The following is a 14,150-nucleotide window of genomic DNA, read 5'->3' on the forward strand; positions in this document are numbered from 1 at the left end:
TTACGTGCAGGATAGCGCGAATTCCAATCAGAAAAGAGACGAACTCACTCGCTCGGCTTGCGGCCCGCCAGCCATTTCTTGAGGTTCTCCGCCAGCGCGTTCGCGCTCTTGCCCGCGCGCTCGCCCGCCGGATGGGCGCGCTGCTTGGGAGCGGGCCTCGAGGGCGGGGCTGCGGGCTCCGCCTCAGCCGCGCGGCCGCGCTCCTTGCGCGGGTCGGGGCTCTCTCCCAGCGTCTTCGCCACGTCTGTCAGAAAGCGCGACTGGTCATCTTTCGCGAGGCGCGGGGACGCCTGGGCAATGGCCGCGAGCAGCGGCTCGAGCCACTCCTGATCTGCCTTCGTGAAATCGTTCAGCACCCAGCGCGCGACCAGCTCCTTTACGCCGGGATGGCCGACGCCGATGCGTACACGCACATAGTCATTGCCGAGATGGGCGGAGATGGAGCGCAAGCCGTTGTGGCCCGCGTTGCCGCCGCCGGTCTTCACCTTGAGCTTGCCGGGCGCGAGGTCGATCTCGTCATAGAAGACGACGATGTCGCCTTCCGCGATCTTGAGGAACCGCGCCGCCTCGCCCACGGAGCGGCCGCTCTCGTTCATGTAGGTGTCGGGCTTGAGAAGAAGCACCTTCTCGCCGCCGATCTCGCCGTCGGCCGCGTAGCCCTGGAACTTGCGCTTCCAGGGGCCGAAGCGATGCGCCTCGGCAATGAGATCCACCGCCATGAACCCGACGTTGTGGCGGTTCCGGGCGTATTCGCTGCCAGGATTTCCGAGGCCGACGAACAGCTTCATGGCTCAACCCTGAATAAGAAAAAGGCCGGCACTCGAAAGCGAATGCCGGCCTTTCGCGTCGAAGCGACTTACTTCTTGGCCGCGGGCTTGGCGGCCGGAGCCTTGCCACCCGCTGCGGGAGCAGCTGCGCCCTTGGCGGCAGCCGCACCAGCCTTGGCGGCTGCGGGAGCGGCGGCCTTGGCATCGCCTGCTGCGGGAGCGGCACCTTCCGCTGCGGAGGCGGCACCCTCGTCGTCGTCCTTCTTGGCACCGGCAATGGTGGCGACCGTGAAGTCGCGGTTGCTGATGACCGGGCTCACACCCTCCGGCATGCCAACGGCGGAAATGTGAATCGAGCGACCGATCTCGAGGCCTTCGAGGTTGATCTCGAAGAAGGACGGGATCTTGTCGTAGGGGCAGAAAATCTCAACCTCGTGGCGCACGATGTTGAGCACGCCACCGCGCTTGAGGCCTGGAGACAGCGCGTGGTTGGCGAAGCGGATCGGCACGAAGACGCGGATGATGCCGTCCTTGCCGATGCGCAGGAAGTCGACGTGGATCGGGTGATCCTTCACGGGATCGACCTGTACGTCGCGGGGAATGACGCGGATCTTGTTCGAGCCGACGGCGATGTCGAACACGGACGAGGTGAAATGACCCTTGATGAACTGCTTCCAGAGATCGTTGCCGTTGATGGCAATGATTTCGGCAGGCTGACCGTCTCCGTAGATGACGGCGGGAACATTTCCTTCGCGGCGAGCTTGACGTGCGGCCCCCTTGCCTGCACGCGGGCGCGCCGTGGCTTTGATCTCAACGATCTCAGACATGGCATTTTCTCCAATGAAAAAAGGGCCTTAACAGGCCCATCCAACTGCAACCGGCCTCCAAGGGTGCCGGGCAGGTCTCTCGCAGGTGCTTGAGATGGGCGCGTTATAGCTGCGGCGGGGGCCGTTGGCAATCGACGATCGGGTGGCAAATCCGGCCGGAACGCCCCATTTTACGGGCGATTAACCTTTGGAGACCCGATCTGCGGGGCGATGCCTCCCCGTAGCCTTCGGACGGTATGCTACACTCTTCAAAATCGGTGGCCCCGAATCCCTGGACCAGAGAGCTCGATGACCCGGAAAGTCACTAAGCGCCGCCCGGCGCAGGAGCAGGACAAGCTCATCTTCACGGCGCTGCAGGAGTCCGGCCGCCCGGTCTCGGCTTACGAGATCATCGACCAGCTTCGCGACCGCGCGACGCTCGCGCCGCAGACCGTGTATCGGGCGCTCGACCGGCTGATCGCGTCGGGCTCGGCGCATCGGCTCGAATCGCTCAACGCCTTCGTCGCGTGCTGCCAATCGACCCACAAGGGCGCCGGTGCGGCGGTGTTCGCCATCTGCGACGACTGCGGAACGGTCTCGGAGTTTGCCGAGCCGCGCGCCGTCGAGGCGCTGGCGAGCTGGGCCAAGAAGGCGAAGTACACGGTTCGCGCGATGACTCTGGAATTGCGCGGACGCTGCTCGGCCTGCACGGCGCGGATGGCGTGAAGCGGGCAGTAGGCAGTAGGCAGTAGGCAGTAGGCAGTAGGCAGTAGGCAGTAGGCAGTAGCGTTGCGATCTGGGGCAGCACGCGCAACCGCTCTCATGCCTTCCCCGAGACAGACCTCGCTCAGAAAAGAAAACGGGCGCGTGTCCGGTTGGGTCGGACACGCGCCCTTGTCTGTCTGCCAGTCAAGGCACCCTAGTTCGCAGTCACTTGAAACAGCGCGCAAGGCCCGCGGCCTCGCGCGGCGTCGTCTCAGGCGGCTGCCTTCGCCTTCCTGATGGTGCGGGAGCGAGCCTGCGCAGGCTTCTCAGCCTTGCGGATTCGTTCGCTGTTCTCCCCTGGCGCCGCGCCCCGGCGATGCGTCTTGACGACCACCTCGCCAGCCTCGAACGCCTCCTGGAGAACAGGGATGGCTCGTGCGGGATCAGCCGTCCCGCTCATGAACACGTCGAGCGCGGCATAGCCGGTCTCCGGCCAGCTATGGATGGAGATGTGACTCTCCGCCAAAACCGCAACTCCCGTGACCCCGCCCGTGGGCTTCAGGGGGTGAAGATGCATGTGCAGGAGCGTCGCGCCCGAGGCTTCGACACAACGTTTGAGAGTCCGCTCCACGTGCTCGATATCGTCGAGCTTGCGCGCACCATATAGATCAATGATCAGGTGCCGGCCGGCATAACGGCCCGCGCGGTCCTCACTCGTGTCCTCAAGAGCAACGCGCGCACCCTGCGTCGCGTGCAGATCTTCCTTTTGGGCGGGGCTTGAACGAGTCAAGTCCATCCCCAATTGGAAGAGGGTGTCATTAAAGGCCATATGACCCACTCCCCAACCAGCAGACAGATTCAACCCGAACGCTCCTTACCTTGGGGGTGTGGGGATGGAAGTCCTTGACCTTAAGGGCAGGTGGACGAACGGAGACGACGGATATGATGCAAGTGCCCCCCCGTCGCAAGAGAAAAGTGACCCTCTGGGGCTAAAAATTTTGGCCGTAACGTCACACCCTTCCAGCACGATACAGCAGCGGCCGTTTCGAGCGCCTCAGCGCGGCGTCACTGCGGGTTCAGGAACTGCTCGAGCAGCTTCTTGCCTTTCGACTTGCCGCTCTCTCCGTTGCCGCCGCCGCCCAGGAGATCGTTGACGATCTCATCGGCCTTTTTGCCTTTGAACTGCTTCCCGATCTCCTTGATCGTGTCGACCGCTTTGGGGTCCTTGAGGACGCCAGCGAGATCGGGCGAGTATTTCGGGTTCTCCCAGGAGCCGTGCACGCGAACCGGAATCTCGATGCCCGAGACATCCTGCGTGCTGCCTTGTCCGGCAAGGCTCGCCACCAGCTTCGGACGCAGCATGTAGTCGACCTCACGGGTCGGCAGCGTCACCTTGCCGGAGCCGGTGAGGCGCAGCAGCGGGCTCACGAGTTTCAGATCCTGATTCTCAGCAGTGCCGGAGCGCACCGTCCAGGTGGACGTCATTTCGCTGAAATCGGTCTTGTCGGTCGGCGCGGTGCCGAGACCGCCGAAACTCCCCTTGCCGATACCGCGCACCATCTCCGCCACGTTGACGCCGATGATGGCGCCATCGGCAAAGGCCAGCTCGGCCTTTCCGGACAGCGTTTCGACGATCTGGCGCTCGCTCGCGCCTTGGCCCGCGAGCGCGAACGCGAGGCGTCCGGTGCCGGTCAGCCGATCGAGGTCAGCCGCGTCCGTGAGGAGAGGCTGGGCGGAAATGCCGTCGAGCGTGATGTTGGCTGCGAGGCTCGCCGTGTTGCCGGCGGTGCCATCGAGCGTCACCGTGCCATGGCCGCGTCCATTGTAGAGGCGCACCTCGTCGAGCGTGGTCTTCATCACGCGGTTCTTGAGGGCGACGGTGAGATCGGACTGGTCGAGGTGGATGGTGCGGACGGTCAGCCGCCCGATCGAGAGCTTTGCGTTGGCGTCGATTGCACCGAGACCGTCGAGGTTCAGCGGCTCCTCGTCCCAGCCGTCGCGCTTGGTGTAGCCCTGCACGCGCGGACCAGGAGGCGGCCGCTCGCTTTCCTGCAGCAAATCCTCGATGGACTGCGCGCCGCCACCGCTGCTCTCGCGGGGCTTCGCTGCGGGCGCAGATCGCACGCCGTGGGACGCATACGTGTTGAGGTCCAGCTCCGTGAGCTTGAGATTGGCTTTCACGTAAGGCCGGGCGCCGCGCGTATCGAGACTGATCTCGCCGCGCGCCGTCGTCTTGTCGAGCACGATCTCCGCGGTCGAGAAGCTGAACTGGTCCGGCGCGCCGCGGAAGAGCCCCTTGGCCGTCATCGGGCCAAAACCTTCGGACGGCGGGATGTCCGTGCCGAGCCAGGCCGCGAGGGAGCGCGCCGAGGACGACTTAGCGGACAGGATACCTTCGGCGAGGAGCGCATCCTTGAAGTTCGCCGAGCCCTCGAAGGTGGCATCGAGCGCGTTGGCGGCGAGTGTCAGCTTGAGCTTCGCCGGCCGGCTTTCCATGACTTCCGAGAGCGACGTCAGCGCGCTGTCGAAGGTGACTGTCTGGCCTTTCCACGCGACGTTGCCTTTGGCGAGCAGCGGCTCTGTGAGAGCGGCCAGTGCCATGTCGACGTTGATCGCGGAGAGCCGAGAGGAGCTGCCCGTGCGCGCGTCTTGATAATTGAGCGTGCCGTTGTCGATGTGCACGTCGTCGAGCTTCAGGTCCCCGAGGCGCAGGAAGGAGCCGTTCCGGCGCGCGGGCAAGGCGGGCGCGTCGGAGGCAGGCGCACCGGCCTGCGCCAGCCTGATGCGCGCCGCGCGATCATCGAGTGCTGCGAAATCCCACGATCTGCGGCCGTTGCGGTCCACCTCGAGATTGAAGACCGGCTCGCGCAGGCGCAGCGTCTTGACGCGCACCTCGCGCTGGATCAACGGCCAGAGTGCGACGCTGACGTCGAGCGACTGCATGCTGACGAGGGGCTTCGCGCCTTCAAAGCCGGGAGCGCCGGACAGCGAGACGTCCGCCAGAGAAATGCCGACCGAAGGATAGAGCGTGAACGAGGACGGCCCGGCAATGACGAGATCGCGCCCCGTCTTCTCCTTGACCGCCGCGATCACGCGGTCACGCACGAAGTTGGCGGGAAGCGCCGCGACCGCGAAGGCCGCTGCGCCGGCCGCCATCGCAATCAAACCCAGCACGCCATAAAACAGGAACGACCGCACACCCGAGCGCTGCGGCTCACCGTAGGGCGGCGGATAGCCTCGCTCCTGATAGGGCGCGGGACCACGCGACGCCGACATCGGAGGATAGCCGGGACCTTGCTGCGGCGGATAATGCCCCTGCCCTTGCGGCGGAGGGCGGCCTGGCCTGGCAGGCGGCGCGCTCCGCTCCTCCGCAGGACGATAAGTCTCCAAACGGGGCGGTCTCCCCTGCGGAGGCGGGGTTCTGCTCGTCATCGGGCTCCTGACCTCGTGACTGGCCGTAACTCAAGAACGCGCACCTCTGACGTTTCGGCCGTAACTTGCGCTCATAAACGGCAATTGTGTCAGGGCGCGGCCCGTTTCGCGCGCCCTGCAGCAGATTTATCCACGCTTTGGCGCAGCAGCCGGCGAGCGCCTTACTTCGCCGTTGCCTCGCAAAATTACAACTTTTACGCGAAATTCACTTGTGCGACTCACGAGTTGTATTTAATTCAAATTTAGCGAGCCTTATCCGTCATTTCTCAGACTCGTTTCGGGCATCTTTGCGTCACCCCAGGGTCTGCTTTTCGACATCCCCATCTGTCATATCTCAACCTATGAGCGAGAAATACCGTTTTGTCCGTCCGCTGCTTCCGGTGGCGTTCGCGCTGGCCGCATCGGTTCATCTCCTTAGCCCTCCCACAAGCGCGGCTCCTCCGCCAGGCGGCTCGGCGATCCTGAGCGGCAAGGCGACCGTCATCGACGGCGACACGCTGGAGATCGCGGGTGAACGCGTGCGGCTGGAAGGCATCGACGCGCCGGAGAGCGACCAGACCTGCGGTGGCGGCTGGTTCGGGAGCTGGAAGTGCGGACGCGCGGCGACAGCGCAGCTCAGATGGCTGGTCGGCGGACGGCGCGTCGATTGCGAGTCCGGGGGGCGCGACAAGTACGGCCGCGTGCTCGCATGGTGCTCCGCCGACGGGCGGGACATCAATGCGGAGATGGTGCGCACGGGCCATGCCTGGGCGTTCGTGAAGTACTCCACGCGCTACGAGACGATCGAAGCTGAGGCGCGCAAGGCGAAGGCTGGAATCTGGCAGGGCGAAGCGGAGCCGCCGTGGAAGTTTCGCGAGCGCCGCTGGGAGGTTGCCGAGACGGCCGCTCCCAAGGGCTGCGCCATCAAGGGCAACATCACCGCGAACGGGCACATCTATCACATGCCCTGGAGCCCCTGGTACGCGAAGGTGAAAGTGGAGCCGGGGAAGGGCGAACGCTGGTTCTGCAGCGAGGACGAGGCCGCCAAGGCCGGGTTCAGGCCTGCGATGGGACTTTGAGCCCACTCCAGGTTCACGAGATTTCGCGGGCCGTGCGGAAGCGCCGGCCCGCTTTCCGTTTCAGTACGCACGTTCCCTCATCCGAACATTGCGCTGCAAGATAGTTGGCAGGTTGACTTCCCATAACGGAGGGAAGACATTCCCGTCCCGTCCATGTCGAGGAGCGAGTCACGGGAGCATCTCCCGCCGTCTCCTGCTCGCCGCGGGCTCGCTACGCCCTCCAATTTGGTGGCGCTGGCCTCATTGTTCTTGCGGTCTCGGGTCTCGAGAAGGGAATACCCCCAATGGTCCGTCCGAACCTTCAGCGCTTGCCGGCCATCCTCGCCGCCGCCGTGCTTTCGGCCTTCGCGTCCCTCCCTGCACTTGCGAGCGACAGTTGGCCCGGCATTCACGCCGAAGCCTTCGCGGGGCGGCCGCTGCACGACGCCCGTGGGATCGTGAAGCTCACCGCACCCTATCGCCCGGACGACGTGCGCAGCGTTCCGCTGGAAGCGGACATCTCCGTCGGAGAGAACCACACCATCAAGACCGTCTCGTTCGTGGTGGATGAAAACCCTTCGCCGGTTGCCGCGGTCTTCCGCATGGGAGAGGGGCGCAGCAAGGCGCACCTCGTCACGCGCATTCGCCTCGATCAGCAATCCGACGTGCGCGTCATCGTCGAGACCGATGACGGAACGCTCTACATGGCCGAGCAGCTCGTGAAGTTCGCAGGCGGGCAAGCCTCATGCTCCGCGCCTCCGGTTGGAGACCCGGCCGAGATCGCCGCCAACATGGGCAAGATGGATTTCGCGGCAGTGGGCGACAAACCCAACGGATCGCATCAGGTCGCGCGGGCGCGCTATGCGCTCAACCATCCGAACCACACCGGCATGGTGCTGGACCCAGTCTCGCTGCTCTATATCCCCCTGCTGATGGTGGAGCACATCGAAGCGCGGCAGGGCGAAGATCTGGTGTTCGAGATGACGGGATCGATCACGCTCGCGCAGAATCCGGCCATCGAGTTCGACTACGTGACGAACGGTGCGACGGAGATGACGGTGATCGTGCGTGACACGAGCGGCGGCACGTGGACACGCCGTTTTCCCATCGGCCCGGCCGGCTAAGGCGCGTTCACACTCTCCTCACAGTCCGCTTCTTTGAGCGCGCCCGAACGCGGCCGCATGGGCGCGCCATTCTGAAATGCGTTTACCGGGCGCGCCAGCCACGGAACCAATCTTCCAACGGAACGTTACTCCCCCGTCAATGACCTAACGTTTCGGAGGAGGATAATGGGCAATCTGTTGCACTGGGCCGTTGTTTTCCTCGTGGTTGCACTTGTCGCGGCTTTTCTGGGCTTCGGCGGCGTGGCCGGTACGGCGATGGAAGGAGCGCGCCTCCTGTTCTGGGTGGCGATCGTTTTCCTCGTAATCTCGCTGGTACTCGGACTGATACGCCGAGCTTAGTTTCTCACGCGCGAGCATTGCCGCGAGGCCGTGTCCGCACAGCTTTCCAACCTTCAGGTTCAGCCTCTCGATTGCTCCGATCAAGCGCCGGAGCAGAAGGATGCGCATGGCCTGATGGCACTACCACTACGTTTCAACCAGCTATAGGAGTTCGCAATGAACTGGGATCGCATTGAAGGCAACTGGAAGCAGTTTTCCGGCAAGGTGAAGGAGAAGTGGGGCAAGCTCACCGATGACGATCTTGCCGTGATCAACGGCAAGCGCGATCAGCTCGAAGGCAAGATCCAGGAGCGTTATGGCTACGGCCGCGATCAGGTGAAGAAGGAACTCGACGACTGGTCGAAGTCGCTCTAAGCGGATCCTCATCCGCTAACGAAAAATCCGTCGGCGAGCCTTTGCTCTCCGGCGGATTTTTTTATGTTTTGCTGGGCGCGCCCTGATCAGCCGCCGGGGAAGGTGATCATGATCTTCATGCGCACGAGCTCGGGGAAATAAGCTTCGAGGCCCTTGCCCGCGAAATAGAGAACGACGCCAAGCAGCATCAAGGCAGGGATGGCCGCGAGGGCCCCCTTCAGGAAAAAGACCACGAGACGCCCGAAGGGAACGTCGAAGCTGCGAACGGAGGCGGCCACTGGCTCGCTGTCGTAGGACGTAGGCGTCGACCGTCCCCGTGAAAGATAGGACGGGGGATCGCCGAGGGCCGCGTCCATGCCGCGTCCTTCGCGGGCGCGCTGCTCGCGCTCCCTCGCCTCCCGTGCACGGGCATCGCGTTCCCGCCTCAGCGTGCGGGGCAAGTCGTCAAAATCGCTATCCGCCGTCAGCGGAAAGTTCGCATCTGTCATCTCGTCACCATGGGTCCACAAGGGCGTCTCGCCACGAAGTACTCAGCGTCCGCCCCGGCGCGGGTCCTCCTATCCTGAGGACAGTGTTATTGCTAAGTTGCGCCGCGATTTTGACGGGGAGGTGTTCTTGAGCTCGCTAAAAGATCTAATCCGTACAATTCCGGACTACCCCAAGCGCGGCATCATGTTCCGCGACGTGACGACACTGCTGGGCGATGCTCAAGGCTTCAAGGCGGCTATCGCGCAGATGGCCGAGCCGTTCCGAACGCAGCCCATCGACGCAGTGGCGGGCATCGAGGCGCGCGGGTTCATCCTGGGCGGCGCCATCGCCGACCGGCTCGGATGCGGCTTCATCCCGATCCGCAAGAAGGGCAAGCTTCCCTGGAAAACCATCGGCCAGGAGTACTCGCTCGAGTACGGGGTGGACGTGATCGAGATCCACGAGGATGCCTTGACGGCCGGCCAGCGCATCCTGATCGTCGACGACCTGATCGCGACGGGCGGCACGGCGGAAGCGGCCGCCAAGCTCGTGCGCCGCTCGGGCGGCACGATCGTGGGGGCCACCTTCATCATCGACCTGCCGGACCTCGGCGGCAGCAAGCTCTTGAAGAGCCACGGCATCGACTGTCATGTTCTTGTGGCTTTCGAAGGACATTGAATGGGCTTTTCCGCGGACGAGATGAACGCCGCGCTTCACGCAATCGCGCGTTGGCGAGCCGAGCCTGAGGCTTCGCTCGCTTGTTCCCGCTGCGGAGAGACCGGCCTCTCGCTCGCAGACCATTCGGCGCGCCCGTATGCCGAGTGGTATCAGCTCTCCTGCCGGGCCTGCGGGCTCGAGGAGATGGTCCATATTCCGCTCGGGCCGCCCGTGATGGGCGGTCTCGACTGAGCCTCGGCGAGAGCGCATGAAAATCAACGGCAAGGCAACGCGCACGATCTGGCCCGAGAACGGTGGAGCCTCCGTCGCGATCATCGATCAGACCCTGCTGCCTCATCGTTTGGAAACCGTCTCGCTCGAAACCGTCGAGGATGCGGCCCGCGCCATCCTGACGATGCAGGTGCGGGGCGCGCCCCTGATCGGGGCAACCGCCGCCTACGGCCTTGCGCTGGCGCTCCGGCAGGATGCCTCGGATAGAGCGCTCGCCGACGCCATCGCGCTGCTCGCCAAGCAGCGGCCGACGGCGGTCAATCTCAGGTGGGCGCTCGAGGAAATGCGCCGCGCCCTTGCGGACCTTGCTCCCGAAGCGCGCGCGGCCGCTGCCCTCGCCAAGGCCGCCGCGATCGCGGACAACGACGTGGAGACCTGCCGCCTCATCGGTGTGCACGGCCTACCGCTCATCGAGGCCATCGCCAAGACAAAACCAAAGGGCGAGCCGGTTAACATCCTCACCCATTGCAACGCCGGCTGGCTCGCGTGCGTAGATTGGGGCACGGCGACATCTCCGATCTACCACGCGCACGAAACGGGCATTTCCGTCCATGTGTGGGTGGACGAAACCCGGCCGCGCAATCAGGGTGCGTCGCTCACCGCGTTCGAGCTCGGCAGCCACGGCGTGCCGCACACCATCGTGGTGGACAACGCGGGCGGCCATCTGATGCAGCACGGCAAGGTCGATCTCTGCATCGTGGGCACGGACCGCGTGGCGGCCAACGGCGACGTTGCGAACAAGATCGGCACCTACCTCAAGGCGCTCGCGGCGCACGATACCGGCGTGCCGTTCTACGTGGCGCTCCCCTATTCGACGATCGACTGGTCGCTCGCCTCCGGCCGCGACATCCCGATCGAGGAGCGGAGCGCGACGGAGGTTTTGGCCATGACGGGACGTCTCGCGGATGGATCGGTGGTGACCGTCGACATCGCGGCCCGAGGGTCACCCGCGGCCAATCCTGCGTTCGACGTGACACCCTCCCGGCTCGTCACGGGCTTCATCACGGAGCGAGGCGTTGCGCCCGCCAGCCGCGACGGGCTTCTTTCGCTCTATCCGGAACGCAACGAGAGCGCAGCATGACGAAGGGCGAGGCCAGCAAGCGCGACAGGGAGAAACTACGCAAGCCGCAGAGCCGCAACGAGACGCGGCTGCGCGAACTCGTCATCGAGACCGCGCTCTCCATGAGCCGCAGCGGCCTTTCGCCGTGCCGCTCGGGAAACGTCTCCTGCCGTTTCGAGGACGGCATGCTGATCACGCCCACTGGGCTCGCCTACGAGGACCTGGGCGCGAAGGACATCGTGTTCGTGGCGGGTGACGGCTCGGTGCCCGGAAAGCAGAAAAAGCCGTCCAGCGAGTGGCACTTCCATCTCTCCGCCTACGCTGCACGCCCGGATATGAATGCCGTCGTCCACACGCATTCGCTGCACGCGGTGGTGCTGGCGTGCGCGGGGCGGGCAATCCCGGCCTTTCACTACATGGTGGCGGTGGCGGGCGGCGACGACATCCCCGTCGTGCCCTATGCCACGTTCGGAACGCCGGAGCTGGCCGAGCACGTGGCGCGCGGCCTCCAGGATCGCAAGGCCTGTCTGATGGCGCATCATGGAGCGATCGCGCTCGGCGAGACGCTGCCCAAGGCGCTCGAGCTTGCGCATGAGGTCGAGGTGCTGGCGGAGCAGTACTACAAGCTGCTCTTGCTCGGTCCGCCGGAGCTGCTCTCCGACAGCGAGATGGCGCGCGTGATCGAGAAGTTCAAAAGCTACGGGCAGAACGCCCAGAGCTGAGAGGCGCGCCTCACTCGGCGGGCAGCATCGTATCCAGCATATGGTGCATGTTCTCGCGGCCGAAATAGCCGCTGATGCGGCCGATCTCCACGCCGTCGCGCACCAGCACCAATGTCGGCACCATTGTCACGGGGGCCGTGAGCTTGAAGCTGTCGGCTGCGCGATCGTTGATGTCCACGAACCGCAGCGGGGCCGCCTTTCCGGCGCGCGAGGCGGCATAGGACGGCACTACGTCCCGGCGAAACACCGGGCAATAAATGCAGCCCGGCGCCTCGAACGCGATCAGCTCTATTCCCGCCGGAGACGCGCTACTGGTCGCGTCCTGATCCGGCGCGGCGCCGGCTGAACCGGGGAGCGCGAGCGCCAGCAGTCCCATTCCGAGACACCTGGATTTGGCGAGAATGAAGGTTCGTATGCTCATGGCCCCGGCGCTGCAGCTTCGGTGCCATCAGGCGGAGCGCAGCGGGCGGCCTGCCGTGTTCCGTCATTCACGGTAAAGACTGCCGCGAACCCAGAGCGCTCCCGTTGCGTTGTAGGTGACAGAGAGCGAGGAGGCCGGTGTCATGAAACGCGCAGCCGTAGCCTACGAGGCGGGATTTCATGTTCTCATGGGGGATGCGCGTTCTCAGGCGGCATCCATGGTGATCGAGCCGGGCGGCACGGAGGGCGGCGCGGACAATCGCCACCGTGGAGCAGACCAATGGCTCTATGTGGCGAGCGGCCATGGGGAAGCGCTGGTCAACGGCCACGTCTATCCGCTGAAGGCTGGAGCGCTGATGTTGATCCAGCGCGGGGATACGCACGAGATCCGCAACACAGGAGAGAGCGCGCTCAAGACCCTCAACGTCTACGTTCCACCCGCCTACAGCGCGTCCGGTGACGAGCTTCCGCCCGGAAAAAGCGATTGACGAGAACGGTTTCGCCGCTGCTTCCTATCACTTAAGAACTATCCCGTAAGGGACTGAAGAGATGGAACTCAGCGTTAATTTCGATGTTAGATTTGTGAAATTCTAAACAAGTTCCGGGTGCTCACGGTGCAAGACGAAACGACCAGCCTTCCCTACCTGCTCTCCGGATCGACCCTGATCCTCGTTCTGGCCGCGTTCTACGTGGGGCGGTCTCTGTGGATCGCGCGCCGTGAATGGCCGCAGTGCAGCACGGACACCAAGGTGCTGTATCTGCTCGTGGCTCCGCTGCTGACGCTCGCGGTCGACGTGCTCGAGGTCACCGATCGTCTGTTCTGGAGCGGCCGGAAGGGCAAGCCGCAGGTTGCGAAGCGGATGGTGAAAGCGCCGCTCGGTGTGATTCCCCTCAGGCCCAAGTCAGCCCTTCGCTCGGAAGGCTAAGCGCATTCCACGCCTATCGATGCTCGCTCGCTTCCCTGCGCGGGGCGGCGGGCCTGTTCGCGCGTGCGTGGCGCTTTTGCCGTAAACGGACGATTAAGCGAGCAACCGCAATTCGCGGCGGCAAATCAACGTCGTTTGAGGTCCTTTGGGGGACAATCCGCTGATTACCTTCCGTGCGGGGATCTCCATGACGCTCAAGACGTTCGGGCAGCGCAATAAGGACATGGCATCGGCCGCCACAAGGCCCACACCTGCGCCCGCCAAGACGGGGCGCCCATTCCTCAAATGGGGGCTGGGCGTGACAGTCGCCCTCCTGACGCTGGTCTACTTCAGCAAGGACCTGTTCGAGCGCTACACGGCTCCCCGATGGGCCGACGAGGCCGTCACCGCGCAGACGCCGTTCCACACTTACTTCAAAGACAAGGACTTCTCGCGCCCGCCCGGCTTCCTCGCGCTCGACGCGACGATGATGATCTACGCGGGAGCGAAGGCCTGCAACGACACGCCGCGCGCCAAGGCCGCCTGGGACCGCATTCCGAAAATCTATGAGCTGCTGCTGCTCGAAAGCTCGGACAAGGCGAGCATTTCGGTGGTCGAGGACGCGTTCGAGCGGGGCTACGAAGACCTCAGCAAAAACCTGCCGGCCAGCTTCTGCGAGACGAGTTACTATTACCTCATCCACGACCACAAGATTTACAGCGCTCGTATCGCAGACAAGCTTCAGATGAGCATCGCCCAGAACGAGGCGAACATCCGGCAGCTCACAGCGAGCCAGGAGTCCGTGGAAGCCTGCATGAGGCACTACATCGCCTATCGGTTCCACACGAGCGAATGCCTGCGGCTGACGAAGAGCCTCCAGGACCGCCGCGAAGCCTCGCCCTGAAGCCCTCCGCTTGTCACGCGCGGAACATCGGGTCTCGCACGGGCACGTCATAACCAGCGCCGAGCCGCCCAACGGCCCCCACCTCTAACCTTCCCTCATCTGGCTCCTGCGCGACGCCCGCCGACGCGGCCGCTTCCGCCGCCAGACACCGACAACGGA

18 protein-coding genes are annotated in these 14,150 nt (G+C 64.4%); 12 read left to right on the plus strand and 6 right to left on the minus strand.

Annotation, left to right across the window (positions count from 1 at the left end; genetic code table 11):
* Positions 1-44 precede the first annotated feature (44 nt).
* Entirely contained in the window at positions 45-788 is a 744-nt protein-coding gene (pth, locus tag PE058_RS21385) for an aminoacyl-tRNA hydrolase (protein ID WP_271029469.1), read from the minus strand.
* A gap of 68 nt (positions 789-856) precedes the next feature.
* Positions 857-1,594, minus strand: a complete 738-nt coding sequence (locus tag PE058_RS21390; RefSeq protein WP_020084686.1) for a 50S ribosomal protein L25/general stress protein Ctc — start codon at positions 1,592-1,594, stop codon at positions 857-859.
* Positions 1,595-1,882: 288 nt separating this feature from the next.
* Between PE058_RS21390 and PE058_RS21395 the strand changes: the two genes are divergently transcribed.
* Entirely contained in the window at positions 1,883-2,299 is a 417-nt protein-coding gene (locus PE058_RS21395) for a Fur family transcriptional regulator (protein ID WP_020084685.1), read from the plus strand.
* A 250-nt stretch (positions 2,300-2,549) separates the two neighbouring features.
* Here the strand turns inward: PE058_RS21395 and speD are convergent, their stop codons facing one another.
* Both speD and PE058_RS21405 read right to left on the minus strand, forming a co-directional pair.
* Positions 2,550-3,140, minus strand: a complete 591-nt coding sequence (speD, locus tag PE058_RS21400) for an adenosylmethionine decarboxylase (protein WP_333780410.1) — start codon at positions 3,138-3,140, stop codon at positions 2,550-2,552.
* A 203-nt stretch (positions 3,141-3,343) separates the two neighbouring features.
* A complete protein-coding gene (locus PE058_RS21405) occupies positions 3,344-5,554 on the minus strand; it encodes an AsmA family protein (protein WP_271029470.1) in 2,211 nt (736 codons plus the stop codon).
* Between the two features lie 497 nt (positions 5,555-6,051).
* Between PE058_RS21405 and PE058_RS21410 the strand changes: the two genes are divergently transcribed.
* The 4 genes from PE058_RS21410 to PE058_RS21425 all read left to right on the plus strand — a co-directional run bounded on the left by PE058_RS21410 (position 6,052) and on the right by PE058_RS21425 (position 8,564).
* The gene (locus PE058_RS21410) at positions 6,052-6,768 is read left to right on the plus strand and encodes a thermonuclease family protein (protein WP_271029471.1); all 717 of its coding nucleotides are present in this window, start codon (positions 6,052-6,054) and stop codon (positions 6,766-6,768) included.
* 284 nt (positions 6,769-7,052) lie between these two features.
* The gene (locus PE058_RS21415) at positions 7,053-7,871 is read left to right on the plus strand and encodes a quinoprotein dehydrogenase-associated SoxYZ-like carrier (RefSeq protein WP_271029472.1); all 819 of its coding nucleotides are present in this window, start codon (positions 7,053-7,055) and stop codon (positions 7,869-7,871) included.
* A 165-nt stretch (positions 7,872-8,036) separates the two neighbouring features.
* Positions 8,037-8,210, plus strand: a complete 174-nt coding sequence (locus PE058_RS21420) for a DUF1328 domain-containing protein (protein WP_020084680.1) — start codon at positions 8,037-8,039, stop codon at positions 8,208-8,210.
* A gap of 156 nt (positions 8,211-8,366) precedes the next feature.
* Positions 8,367-8,564, plus strand: coding sequence for a CsbD family protein (locus PE058_RS21425; protein WP_020084679.1), 198 nt, complete (start codon positions 8,367-8,369; stop codon positions 8,562-8,564).
* An 86-nt stretch (positions 8,565-8,650) separates the two neighbouring features.
* Here PE058_RS21425 and PE058_RS21430 read toward each other — a convergent pair whose 3' ends face one another.
* Positions 8,651-9,052, minus strand: coding sequence for a hypothetical protein (locus tag PE058_RS21430; RefSeq protein WP_271029473.1), 402 nt, complete (start codon positions 9,050-9,052; stop codon positions 8,651-8,653).
* Positions 9,053-9,173: 121 nt separating this feature from the next.
* Here PE058_RS21430 and PE058_RS21435 point away from each other — a divergent pair, with 121 nt between their 5' ends.
* The 4 genes from PE058_RS21435 to PE058_RS21450 are packed head-to-tail and all read left to right on the plus strand — an operon-like array spanning position 9,174 to position 11,762.
* Positions 9,174-9,710, plus strand: coding sequence for an adenine phosphoribosyltransferase (locus PE058_RS21435; protein WP_420537153.1), 537 nt, complete (start codon positions 9,174-9,176; stop codon positions 9,708-9,710).
* Positions 9,711-9,941 carry a hypothetical protein gene (locus tag PE058_RS21440; RefSeq protein ID WP_271029475.1) on the plus strand — a complete coding sequence of 77 codons (231 nt, stop codon included), beginning with the start codon at positions 9,711-9,713 and terminating at the stop codon, positions 9,939-9,941.
* Between the two features lie 16 nt (positions 9,942-9,957).
* A complete protein-coding gene (gene mtnA, locus PE058_RS21445; protein ID WP_271029476.1) occupies positions 9,958-11,061 on the plus strand; it encodes an S-methyl-5-thioribose-1-phosphate isomerase in 1,104 nt (367 codons plus the stop codon).
* Positions 11,058-11,762, plus strand: a complete 705-nt coding sequence (locus PE058_RS21450) for an L-fuculose-phosphate aldolase (RefSeq protein WP_271029477.1) — start codon at positions 11,058-11,060, stop codon at positions 11,760-11,762. Before mtnA ends, PE058_RS21450 begins: the two co-directional genes overlap by 4 nt.
* A 10-nt stretch (positions 11,763-11,772) precedes the next feature.
* Here the strand turns inward: PE058_RS21450 and PE058_RS21455 are convergent, their stop codons facing one another.
* Entirely contained in the window at positions 11,773-12,183 is a 411-nt protein-coding gene (locus PE058_RS21455; protein ID WP_271029478.1) for a thioredoxin family protein, read from the minus strand.
* 142 nt (positions 12,184-12,325) lie between these two features.
* On the opposite strand from PE058_RS21455, the gene PE058_RS21460 reads away from it, so the two are divergent.
* The 3 genes from PE058_RS21460 to PE058_RS21470 all read left to right on the plus strand — a co-directional run bounded on the left by PE058_RS21460 (position 12,326) and on the right by PE058_RS21470 (position 13,991).
* The gene (locus tag PE058_RS21460; RefSeq protein ID WP_271029479.1) at positions 12,326-12,670 is read left to right on the plus strand and encodes a cupin domain-containing protein; all 345 of its coding nucleotides are present in this window, start codon (positions 12,326-12,328) and stop codon (positions 12,668-12,670) included.
* Positions 12,671-12,796: 126 nt separating this feature from the next.
* Positions 12,797-13,108 (plus strand): hypothetical protein, encoded by a 312-nt coding sequence (locus PE058_RS21465; RefSeq protein ID WP_156827237.1) that lies wholly within the window; start codon positions 12,797-12,799, stop codon positions 13,106-13,108.
* A gap of 187 nt (positions 13,109-13,295) precedes the next feature.
* Positions 13,296-13,991 carry a hypothetical protein gene (locus tag PE058_RS21470; protein WP_271029480.1) on the plus strand — a complete coding sequence of 232 codons (696 nt, stop codon included), beginning with the start codon at positions 13,296-13,298 and terminating at the stop codon, positions 13,989-13,991.
* The last annotated feature ends 159 nt before the right edge of the window (positions 13,992-14,150 follow it).

Source organism: Hyphomicrobium sp. DMF-1 (genome assembly GCF_027886585.1).
Classification (GTDB): Bacteria; Pseudomonadota; Alphaproteobacteria; order Rhizobiales; family Hyphomicrobiaceae; genus Hyphomicrobium_C; species Hyphomicrobium_C zavarzinii.